Consider the following 11,964-nt stretch of genomic DNA (forward strand, 5'->3'; position numbering starts at 1 on the left):
TTATATAAAGTTTTATATTTTAAAACTACGAATACTATACGTTTGTTAGAATTACATTTATTAATACAATTTTAATTTTCTTTTGTCGAACAACCTTAATGTTTAAACTATATACTCCACGAACCAAAAAAGGAATTAAACAAACGGCGCTGCTTAATTCCTTCACTAAAATTGTTTCATCAACCCTATTTGACTATTAGCCCCAATAATTTGAGACGTTCTCTAGTCAGTTTACTTTGGTGTCTATCACCCACTTAACCCTTACGTTCAAGTTAAATATCAAATTGACCATTAGACTACCACTTATCTTTGGTTTTGTGGAAGCTTTCTATTTATTCTTTTCAAGAAAATAATATTAATTTAAATGATTATCTTTTTTTCTATCTCTTAATAAGAAAATCAGTATTACTAATAAAATAATAATGACTGCTAACAATAGTAGTACTACATAAAAAATCCATTTAAAAACGAAACTTTGCTGATGGTGTATCATTGGAATATGATTATCGTTTTTCTGTGTTTTCTTAAAAACAGGATTTATTTTAGCTAATAAAATATGTCTTCCATTTGTTACATCCACAAAACAGGTACTTAATAAACAGATTTTATCTTCTGAAGTTACAGATACATCTCTTTTATTGGTTGCTTTAGTCAATAAATATTGATAATACGCCTGATTCTCTTCTACATTATCTGATAAAGGGCGATAAATAGTCATATCATACGCATTTACTTCTAGAATACCGAAGATTTCCAACTCTTTTTCTTCACCGTTATAGAAAATTGTTCCATAGCGATGATTTTCGAAAAAGTCTTTATCTGTAAATTTTTTTATATCTCCAAACATATCTCCTGTCGGAACATGATGCCCATAAATGATAGTATTAAAATTTGTAAAATCAGCTTTAAAACGATAGTCTAAAAAGATAGATCCTGTCACTACATAATCTCCAAATGCATTATGATCCAAATACTTTATATTGTCTTCACTTTGCAATATCGGATAATCAATATGTGTCCCATCAATACTAATCCATCCTTTTACATCAGGGTGGTTTTGTTGTAACTGATAAAATCCTTTTTCCTCATGATGGTCAATCGGATTGTAGTTTTCTAATTCATCCGCTAACACAAGTGAAGCATTCATAAAAAATGAAACGAAACTGATGATAATTATCTTTATAATCTTCTTCACAAATTAACCTCTAAACCAAAAAGGATAGATAGTTATCGTCAAACTATCCACCCTTTTGTTTTTAACGACTTCTTTCTTTACGTTGTTGTACCATTAATACTAAGAGCACGAGTAAGAATAATACAACGATAATAAGCACTAATATAATTGTATACCAAATCCATAATGGAATAGATGATAAATATTTTCCTAAGGATGAATCATCAAACACACTATATGGGAATGGTTTTGATTTTTTTGTATTGAATGTATTTTCAGGAATATTATCCGTAATTTTTGCAACTACGATATGACGACCATTTGTGACATCAAGAAAACACGTACTTAATAATATAATATGATCATTCTTTCCTATAGATATATCCCTTTTATTAAGTGCTACAGAAAGCAAATGTTGAATATACTCTTGTTGACGCTCTTCTCCTACGATACCAGGATCATAAATATTGAAATCGTAAGCATCGACTTCCAACATTTCAAATATTTCAATTCCTTTTTCTTGTCCATTATAAAAGATACTTCCATAATGATGTTGTTCAAAATATTCCTTATCTGAAAACTTTGCTACATCTCCAAACATGACTCCATTTTCTACATGATGTCCATAAATAATGGTATTAAAATCTTCAAACTTCGGATTATTTCTAGCATCTAGGAAGATAGCCCCCGTAGAAGCAAATTCTCCTTTTGAATCTCGTGTTAAATATTTTTCGTTATCATTTGCTTGTACTAATGGATAGTCAATATTAGTTCCATAAACATTAATCCAACCAATTACTTCTGAATTTAATTGTTGAAGCTTTTCAAATTCTGAAAAGCTAGCTAATTCATCTTTTTGAGACGAAGATACAGGTCGATACGCTTCATACTCACTAGAGGATGCTAATGAATAGACTTGGTTCGAATCCCATAAGGCATAAAACCCAAATAGAAAAACTAAAGCTGTCACAAGCAAGAGAATATGGTTCAATAAATTATCTAGAAACAGAACAAAATGTCTTGAAATGGTTTTCTTTGGTTTTTCAGGATTCGTCTTCATCTCTTAATTATTCCGCTTCTCTACGACGTCTTTTTGCTACTAAAATAAATCCGAATAACCCTAATCCAATCATGATAATAAATGGAAGATTATCAATTAATAATCCTGTTGGTGTAACTTCTGGCAATGTATTTGTTACAACATTATTATTTTCTTTTTCCCCAACTAACACATCTGCAACAGTGTAGGCTTGAGATTGAGTACCGGCTGTACCGTTCTTTTGTGTTCCATTTTCTTTATAGACTGAAGATGGTGTATAACCTGAACTTGCTTCTTCTTTTAAGGTATATTTTGTACCTGCTGGTAAATCTGGAAATACTAAACTTTCCCCATCATGTAGTGTGAATTCTTTTTCTACATCTTTTGTGAAAGTAACTTGTTCTGATCCTTTTGTACCTGTATAAGTTCCTGTTTCATCTGTTGAAGCTGCTTTAAATGTTAATTTGAAAGTAAAATTTTTCGTTTTACTTGCTAATCCGCCAGCAACTTTTTTCGTAATTGTTAATGCATTTGCAGCTGGATTAATAACATTTGGTGAATCTCCCGTTTTACCTGCTTTTTTAGTATATTTATTTTTGAATAAATCATATTTATATACTTTTGATCCAGCTTCTGTTCCTGGTTCAGTATTTCCTGCTTTTTTAGCAGTAGCTGCTGTTGTACTTCCAGCAGTTGTATCTACGAAATAAACATTTGAAATATATGTTCCTGTTCCTTGAGATTTATTCTTAACGAAAACATGCATTTCATATGTTTTTGTATCGAATGTTAATGTATCAATATTATTAGATAAAGCTGTCCAACCAGTTTGTTCTTCTGATACTGTATACACATATTCCCCAGCATTTGCATAAGTAACTCCTGCAAAAATATCATCTGTTGCTTTTGTAATTGCTGTTTTCCCTTGTGGAAGGGTATCGCTTGCTCCGTAAGTAACAGTTCGATTTGGAATTGTTCCATTTGTTGCTGTCACTGTTTCGTATGGAACATTCGCACTATTTTGTCCTGCTTTTGGTACAAATTTAAATGTAAATGTTGCTGTTGGAGTAGTAATTCCTTCTGCAATATCTAGTTCTTTATTAACTTTAACAACTACATTTTTTTCATTTTGTGAACTAGCTACTTCATTTTCAGCTAATACATTTGGCACTTGTACTAAAGATAAGATTGTTCCTGCTGCTACTACACCTGATATAATTTTCTTAATAATTGTTTTTTTCATTTCTTAATTCTCCTCTTTTTAAAAACCTCTTCTTCTAATAATTGTTACGACTTTCCCTTGTGTATCTTTAATTGGGATTGCCCCAAATACACGACTATCTACTGCTGACGTTCGATTATCTCCTAGCACAAATAGATTTCCTTCAGGTACTTTAAGTGGAAATTCTATTCCTTCTTTATAAAGCAAAGTTTCTTTATAAATATCCTGTTCTTGTTGGGGTGAACCATTGACTATTAATCCGTCTTCGTTAATATCAATCGTACTTCCTGCTGTGGCAATGACACGTGCAACACGAAATTTCCCTTTATATTCATACGTTAACAAATCTCCCACTGAATATTTCTTATCTAATCGATAATAAACTACTAGATCTCCGTCTTTTAAAGCTGGTTTCATTCCATCATCATTGTAGCGAATAATTCCAAACAAAAAGAAATATAAAATTGCTAATGTTGCTATGACAAATACTATTTTTCCTAGAAGATAAATGATGTCTTCTTTAATTCCTGGTGGACCTTTGCCTTTCTTTGGCTTTTCTTCTGTTTTTAGTTGTAAACTTTCTCTTCTGCTTAACATTTAGGCTCTTCTCCTACTCGTAATCATCAATAATAAACTAAGAACTCCAATACTTCCAACGATTATTAGAATCATATTAGATGAACTCAAAATATCTAATCCCGTTGCTGGAACAGAAACTCGTTTATTAATGACTCGAACTTGCTTATCACTTTGTAATTGTCCCCTTTGATTTTCATACGTTACTGTATATCCTCTTTGAGAACGAGCAGATTCTGTTACTTCATAACTGGCACCAATTGGCAAATCTTCCAATTGAATTGTTTCTCCACGTTTTAAACTTACCTTGGCACGGTCATTAACAAATGTAACCACACTTTCTTTATTTCCTTTTCGTGCTTTTATTTGTTTATTTTTCAATCCAGAAATTTGAATTTCTATTTCAAAATCTTGTTGATAATTTGCTAATTCACCGCTCACTTCATTTGTAATGGATAAGCTTGGATATTTTTGATTTGTTATTGTCACTGTTTTATCTTCTGTTAAAACCCCTTGTTTAAAAGAGTAATCAATTTTATAATGCCCTGCATATTTTTCATCTTCAGTAACACTATATTGAGTTTCTCTTGGAAGATAAGATAGCTGAACCGGTGTATTTGGTCGAAGCTCAATATTTGCGACACCATTTTTAAACGTTAATCCACCATACGTTCCCGATACTGCCCGATTATTACTATCACGTAACTCAATTTTTACAGTATATTTTTGTTGCCGAACTTCTTCCCCTGTCAATTTTTTCTGAATCGTTAAGGTTGGTTTTTGCTGATATGTTACCTTAAATGATGGCGCATCTATCGTTCCAATATTCTCAACTTTTGCATCAAATGCTGCAAGTTCTTGCGGAGCGATTTGATATTCATACCCTTTAGCAACGTTTTGAATTTCTCCACGATTCGATTGAGAGATTGTAATTTGTCGATAATTAGCCTTATCTTGTCCACCTGTTTTATTTTTCTGTGTTAATCCTAATGTAATCGAATTTGGCTTTGTTGCAGTTACATTATTACCACCACTTGCATCTTTCCACTCTACTGTTACCGGAACATTTAATGGTGTAGAAGGACTAAAACTTGGTACTTCAGAATATTGAAGAGTTTTTGTTTTTTCTTCGCCAATCCCATAAGAATAAGTAACAGTTGCTGACTGATTTGAATATAATTTAGATTTATCTCCATTTAGAGCATCTGAATCTGTTACTTTTTTATCTCCTGTAATTGCGTCTAATGCTTCTTGAGAAGATTTAACGGTGAATTTTAATGCATATCTCACTCCATCTTCCATTCGGTAATCCTCAGCAAATTGCGCTGTAACAGACATTAGCCCTTGCGGATTTTGCTCTGTCGTCACTCTTGCCTCCTCTGATGTTAATATTGTCTCAACACCATTTACGATTTTAACCACTCGAAGATTAGAAGCATTATTCGGCAATAAAGTAACAAATTTTGATAAAGTATCTGTTATGGTGACTTTTCGAATACCTAATGGTCTTATTTTTCTTGTAATATCATTCAACCCATCAATTAATTCTTGTTCAGTATTTGCAAATAATTCTTCACTCGGAATATTACTATTTAATCCTCTAACCTGATCTCTGATCCAATTTAATGTATCAAAAGTACCTTCATAAGCAAATGCTACAGAATAAAAACCATGAATTCCCGGAACAATCGTTCTAAGGCGATTTAACAAATTACCATATAATCTATTATTAAACCAATTTCCAGCATTTGGATATTTAACAACACTATGTCCATAGTTATTATAATACATATTCGCTTCTCCATCTGACAGCACAATAACAACTCTTTTTGCATTGGACCTTGCTTTACGTAACTGAGTTATAGCATCTCTCAAACCAGCTTCAACATTCGTATTTGTTCCTATTGTTCCTCGTCCTTCATTTCCTTTGACTTCTCTAGGAGCTAATTGTAAATTTGAGACGACTCTCTTTAGTTGATTGGCATTATTACTCCAATCAGAGTAAATAAATGAATCATCAAAGGAATTAATTCCTCTTAAAAAATCCCCCGGATCTCTAGGCTCGACTCTCCCATTATTCCATCTAGCATAATCATTATCCACTCTTCCAGCAAATCCCACTAAAGAGATTCTATTTTGTGGATTTGAAAGTACAGAATCAATTAAGCCTGAAGTATTTTCATTTCCCACCAATGCATTTTTTAAGGCTTGAAGTCGACTTAACCTTTGATTTCCAAGTACTGCTTTCCCCATACTTCCTGATAAGTCAGCTACAAAAACAATATCCAATGGTTGATACGTTATATTTTGCCCACTATTAGAAGTAATATCCAACATCAATTCATACTGGTCTGGTATAACACTTCCATTAGTATCCTTCATCGGTGTAATTGTTTTATGATATGTGACTGTTGGTTCTATTTCTTCTGCCCATATTTTTTTTACAGGAAATAATATTTGAGAAAGTACTAACATGAATAATAAAATAATTCTTAATAACTTTCTTTTTTTCACAATGACACTCCTTTAATTTGTTATGAAAAAAGCTGTCTATCATATCTAATGATAGCGTTTAACCTAATCAATGTCAATGTTTTTTTGTGAATTTATTCTTTTATTCATTATTTATATAAAATGAATATTTTAATACTTTTTTACTATTTATTTTATTAGATAAGTTATTCCTTCACATCATTCAATCTGCTCTTTTATTTTTCTTTCCGCTCGCTTAAAACACAAAAAAACCTTTCTCGAAATCGAGAAAGGTTTGAGAATTGTCTTCTTATTTGAGACCGTATTTTTTGTTGAAACGATCCACACGTCCGTCTGCTTGTGTGAATTTTTGACGACCTGTATAGAATGGGTGAGAATCTGAAGTAATCTCAACACGTAATAATGGGTATTCGTTACCATCTTCCCATTGTACAGTTTCGTTTGATGATTTTGTTGAACCTGATAAGAATTTGAATCCAGTAGTTGTATCCATGAAAACAACTGGACGATATTCTGGGTGAATTCCTTGTTTCATTTTCTATTCCTCCTGCCCTGAATTATTGCCTAATCCAGAGTTATTTATTTTTATGCATAAAGCAACACAAGTATAATAGCATGCTTAGACCTAGAATGCAACTATTTTTATTAGCTGAAACAGATTTTTCTTAGCTTAAAATTCTAAAATAATTTCCCTAATCTCCTAGTTCTAAACCGGGCATTGCATTGGCATCCATTGCTGCAAAATCTTGTTCTAACCATTTTGAATACGCAGCTGCCCCAATCATTGCAGCATTATCACCACATAAATTCATTGGTGGAATTGAGAATGTTACAGTTGGATAATGACTTTGCATCATCTCTTGTAATCCTGTTCGAAGTCCACGATTTGCTGCAACTCCTCCTGCTAATACAAATTGTTTCACAGGATATTCTTGTAGTGCACGTTTACTTTTTTCAACTAATACTTCTACAACACTTGCTTGGAAACTTGCTGCAACATTTTCTGGCACAATTTCTTCGCCTTTTTGTTTTGCATTATGAATACGATTGATAACGGCTGATTTTAATCCACTGAAACTAAAGTCATAATGGTCTTCATGAATCATCGCTCTTGGAAAATCATAAACATCTTCTCCAATATGCGCTAATTCATCCATTTTCTTTCCACCTGGATAAGGTAAGTTTAAAATTCTTCCAATCTTATCATATGCTTCTCCAGCTGCATCATCTCGTGTTTCTCCAACAATTTCAAACTGTCCATCCTGTGGCATATAGACTAATTCTGTATGTCCACCGCTAACGACTAATGCCATTAATGGAAATTGTAATGGTTCAATTAATTGGTTTGCATAAATATGTCCTGCCATATGATTGACAGCAATTAATGGTTTGTTTGCTGCTAGTGCTACTGCTTTTGCAGCTGAAATCCCGATTAATAATGCTCCTACTAATCCTGGACCAATAGTCACCGCTACTGCATCGATTTCTTCCATTGTTTTGCCCGCTTGAACTAATGCTTCTTCAATCACTTGCGTAATTTGTTCGACATGGTGACGACTTGCAATTTCCGGTACAACTCCTCCAAAACGCATATGACTTTTGATTTGAGAAGCGACAATATTTGATAATAATGTACGGCCATTCACAACAACTGCTGCACTTGTTTCATCACAACTACTTTCAATGGCTAATATAACGACTTCCTTTGTCATTGTTCACATGCTCCTTTCTTGAGTTCTAATCGATAAAGCAAGGCATCTTCTAATGGATCTGTATAGTAATCACGTCTTCTGTGATAACACTCAAATCCTAAAATTTCATATAATTGCTGCGCACGATGGTTAAATTCTCGTACTTCTAAAAATACTGTTGCGACTTCTTGCAACCCTAAATCATAACACGCCATTTGCCATAAACGTTGGGCAAGTCCTTTCCCTTGGAATCCTGTGTGAATCACAATATTCGTAATCGTTGCTTCATCTAATACGACTTGCATCCCAACAAATCCAATTAAAGTATCCACATGATACACGCCATAATAAGCTCCATGTTCAGAAGCAATATCTTCTTGGAAAGCTTTTGCACTCCAATGTCCAGGATGTTCATAATGTTGTTGCACTAATTGGTATAACTGTTCTGCCACCTCATCTTCAACCGTTAATCGTTTAAACGAAAACTCTGATGAGGAGAAAGATTCTGGTGTTTTAGGGGGTAATGGATAAGTCATCAGTACCGCATCCTCTACTTCATTTTTATAATATTTTTCTTTATATCCTGTTTGAATAAATCCAAATTTCTCATATAAACGAATGGCCTTTTTATTGGAAACTCTGACTTCTAGTGAAATGGATTCTTTTTCTAAAAATCGTGCATACTTTTCTAATTGCTTCATTAATAAAGTCGCACATCCTAAAAACCGTACATCCGAATGAACAGCAATATTCGTAATATGAAGATCCTCCGTTGTCACTCTTGCCCCTATAAACGCTCGAATCTCGTTATCTATTTCAAGAACGATATAAATAGCTTTTGTATTATACGTTAAATCTTCTGCAAAAGCGTCTCTCATCCAAGGGGGATTTCCCATATACGCTTCTTCTTCTACATAGGCAATTGCATCAATGTCTTCAATAGTAGCAAGACGAATGGTCGCAATTAATCCATTGGATAAAGGAATTCGTTTTGATTGCTGAGGAATTTTGGTTACGATAAAGGCTCCTACAGGAATTGCTTGATCTGCTAATCTTTCTAATTGTTGCCATAAAGATTGTGTCCAATCTTTACACGCGCTCCACATAGTTTATCTCCTGTTCTTCTTGGTGGCTCGCTTTCCAATTTTCTTCTGCTTCCGCTAATTTTAAATACGTTGGCACAAAAACATCTGCATCTTCTTCTGGTGCATCTTGTGCTAATTTACCAAAGAAACCAGCATGAGAAATAGCATCACATTCTTTAGCAAATACCACCTTATCTCCTAATCTCTTTACAACCAACTCCTTTTGTGCATCTGTCAATTGTCCTACAAAATAAAGAGGAGCTTCATAAGTCGCTAACTCTTCTAGCCAATCAACCCAAGAAATATGACGTTCTGGGGATATCAATTGAGGAAACTGTTGCTTCACTTGATAAAGACCGGTAAAAATATTATCTCTACGAGCATCAAAAAATGGAACAATATAGGCTCCCTCAGGAATCTCTTCAACAATATTTGCTGCAATCGCTTGTAAACTTGAGACAGCTTTTAATGGAATCTGCAATGTCTTCGCAAGAGTTTTCGCAACTGTTACTCCAATTCTAAGTCCAGTATACGAACCTGGTCCTTTGGCAACAATAACACCTGATAGTTCTTGCATACTGACTTGACTTTCTTGAAGTACTTCTTGAATTGCCGGCATTAGTTTGACACTATGTTGTAAAGTGTCTGGAACTGTTTGTTCAACAATCGTTCCCTCATCTTTGACAATGGCAACCGATAAAGTTTTATTTGAGGTATCAATAGCCAATACGGGCATAGAGCACTTCCTTTCTCGTTTTTATATTTGAAGAAGGCAAGTAGTAGTACTTCTTTGCACTTGCTCTCTCCAACACTTAATTTAATTCACATTGTTTGAATACGGATTAGAAAGATTGAATCGACCTGCGTTTCAGAAGCAATCCGGTTCGACTTTCGTTGCCCTCGGCTTCTTCCAACGGTTTGATTCAGTTCATCTTTCTTCTCACCTTATTATTAGTACGCTCTAGCAATCCATACAGTTTGTGTTGCTGGTTTGCCTGAAACGATACATGTCTCTTTTTTCACTGGTGGGTTGAATGGAATATTACGAGTCGTAAATCCAGTTTCTTCTTTGATTTTTGCTTCTGTTTCTTCTGTTCCATCCCAACCAACTAATACCCAACCAGGTACTTCGCCAGCTTCACGTTTTGCTTCAATATGAGCTTTTAATTCTTCTAATGTGTCAATATTTGTATATTCATTAGAAGCACGCATTGCACGAGCTGTTTCTAATAAACGAACTTGCATTTTCTCTAATTCAACTTGAATTGTTTCTAATAACACATCAAAACCTACCGCAACTTTTTCATCTAAGTCTCGCATTTTTGTCATTACTTGATTATTTTCTAAATCACGTGGCCCGCATTCGATACGCATTGGAACTCCACGTAACTCCCATTCATTGAATTTGAATCCTGGTGAATTGTCTGTGTCATCAATTTTCACACGTAAGCCTGCTGCTTTTAATTGTTGTTGTAATTCTTCTAATTTTTCTAAGATAGCAGGATTTTTCTTCCATGGTCCAACTGGAATTAAGACTACTTGTGTTGGAGCTACTTTTGGAGGTAATACTAATCCTTGTTCGTCTCCATGTGTCATAATTAATGAACCGATTAAACGAGTAGAAACTCCCCATGAAGTTGTATGTGCATGTACGTGTTCATTTTCTTTTGTTAAATATTTAATATCAAATGCTTCCGCAAATTTTGTTCCCATATAATGAGAAGTTCCAGCCTGTACAGCTTTTCCATCTTTCATCATTGCTTCGATTGAGTAAGTATCTACCGCACCTGCAAAACGTTCTGATGGAGTTTTTTGTCCTTCATATACAGGAACGGCTAATACACCTTCTACTACTTCTTTATAAATGTCTAACATTCTCATTGTACGACGACGTGCATCTGCTTCATCTGCATGAGCTGTATGTCCTTCTTGCCATAAAAATTCAGATGTACGTAAGAATGGTAAAGTTTTCTTTTCCCAGCGGAATACATTTGCCCATTGGTTTACTTCATATGGTAAATCACGGTATGAATTAATCCAGTTTGAGAACGCAGTTCCAATCATTGTTTCACTTGTTGGACGTAATGCTAAACGTTCTTCTAATTTTTCACCTGCTGCTTCTGTTACCCATGGTAATTCTGGTGCAAATCCTTCAATATGATCTGCTTCTTTAGTGAAGAAGCTTTCAGGAATTAACATTGGGAAGTAAGCATTACGAATTCCTTCTTCTTTAAAACGACGGTTAAATTCTTCTTGGATATGTTCCCAAATTTCAAATCCATCTGGTTTGAAAATCATACATCCACGCACTGGTGAATAATCCATTAAATCAGCTTTTTGAATGGTTTGAATATACCATTTTGAGAAATCTTCTCTTTGCAAGTTTGTTTTTTCTGCCATATTAGCACTCCTTTTCTAATTATCGTGGAACAAAAAGAGCCATTCTCCCTATAAAAAGGACGAATGACTCGCGGTACCACCTTTAATTACATTTTCATTATTAAATGTCTCTTGGAACGTGATAACGGTACGTGAACCGGATTATTTTCATAATCAATCTATTGGTAGGTTCAATTCTAAAAGCGGGGGTTCTCTCTCAGCCATGAAGAACTTTCTGTACCCATTAAAGAACTTACTATTCCATGCATTATACTACCGAAAAAATAGCTAGAAAGCAAGTGTTA

The 11,964-nt window shown here is 34.1% G+C and carries 10 protein-coding genes and 1 other annotated feature; all 10 genes read right to left on the reverse strand.

Annotated features, from left to right (window positions below; translation table 11 throughout):
- Positions 1–355: 355 nt before the first annotated feature.
- Positions 356–1,195: a class B sortase gene (gene srtB / locus RWO76_RS03040; RefSeq protein ID WP_314354210.1), complete on the reverse strand. Its 840-nt coding sequence runs from the start codon at positions 1,193–1,195 to the stop codon at positions 356–358.
- Positions 1,196–1,256: 61 nt separating this feature from the next.
- Positions 1,257–2,234 carry a class B sortase gene (gene srtB, locus RWO76_RS03045; protein ID WP_314354211.1) on the reverse strand — a complete coding sequence of 326 codons (978 nt, stop codon included), beginning with the start codon at positions 2,232–2,234 and terminating at the stop codon, positions 1,257–1,259.
- A 7-nt stretch (positions 2,235–2,241) separates the two neighbouring features.
- Complete coding sequence (locus RWO76_RS03050) at positions 2,242–3,456, reverse strand: DUF5979 domain-containing protein (protein WP_314354212.1); 1,215 nt, start codon at positions 3,454–3,456, stop codon at positions 2,242–2,244.
- A gap of 18 nt (positions 3,457–3,474) precedes the next feature.
- A complete protein-coding gene (gene lepB / locus RWO76_RS03055) occupies positions 3,475–4,032 on the reverse strand; it encodes a signal peptidase I (protein ID WP_314354213.1) in 558 nt (185 codons plus the stop codon).
- On the reverse strand, positions 4,033–6,525 hold the full coding sequence (locus RWO76_RS03060) for a DUF5979 domain-containing protein (RefSeq protein WP_314354215.1): 2,493 nt from the start codon (positions 6,523–6,525) through the stop codon (positions 4,033–4,035).
- Between the two features lie 268 nt (positions 6,526–6,793).
- Positions 6,794–7,039: a type B 50S ribosomal protein L31 gene (locus tag RWO76_RS03065; protein WP_006703870.1), complete on the reverse strand. Its 246-nt coding sequence runs from the start codon at positions 7,037–7,039 to the stop codon at positions 6,794–6,796.
- A gap of 157 nt (positions 7,040–7,196) precedes the next feature.
- Entirely contained in the window at positions 7,197–8,216 is a 1,020-nt protein-coding gene (gene tsaD / locus RWO76_RS03070) for a tRNA (adenosine(37)-N6)-threonylcarbamoyltransferase complex transferase subunit TsaD (RefSeq protein ID WP_314354216.1), read from the reverse strand.
- Entirely contained in the window at positions 8,213–9,301 is a 1,089-nt protein-coding gene (rimI, locus tag RWO76_RS03075; RefSeq protein WP_314354217.1) for a ribosomal protein S18-alanine N-acetyltransferase, read from the reverse strand. The genes tsaD and rimI overlap by 4 nt, the downstream gene beginning before the upstream one ends.
- The gene (tsaB, locus tag RWO76_RS03080; protein WP_314354218.1) at positions 9,285–10,016 is read right to left on the reverse strand and encodes a tRNA (adenosine(37)-N6)-threonylcarbamoyltransferase complex dimerization subunit type 1 TsaB; all 732 of its coding nucleotides are present in this window, start codon (positions 10,014–10,016) and stop codon (positions 9,285–9,287) included. Before tsaB ends, rimI begins: the two co-directional genes overlap by 17 nt.
- Before the next feature lie 215 nt (positions 10,017–10,231).
- Positions 10,232–11,680, reverse strand: coding sequence for a proline--tRNA ligase (gene proS, locus RWO76_RS03085; RefSeq protein ID WP_314354221.1), 1,449 nt, complete (start codon positions 11,678–11,680; stop codon positions 10,232–10,234).
- A gap of 52 nt (positions 11,681–11,732) precedes the next feature.
- Positions 11,733–11,937 (reverse strand) — a binding site (T-box leader).
- Positions 11,938–11,964 lie beyond the last annotated feature (27 nt).

The organism is uncultured Granulicatella sp., from assembly GCF_963521425.1.
Classification (GTDB): domain Bacteria; phylum Bacillota; class Bacilli; order Lactobacillales; family Aerococcaceae; genus Granulicatella.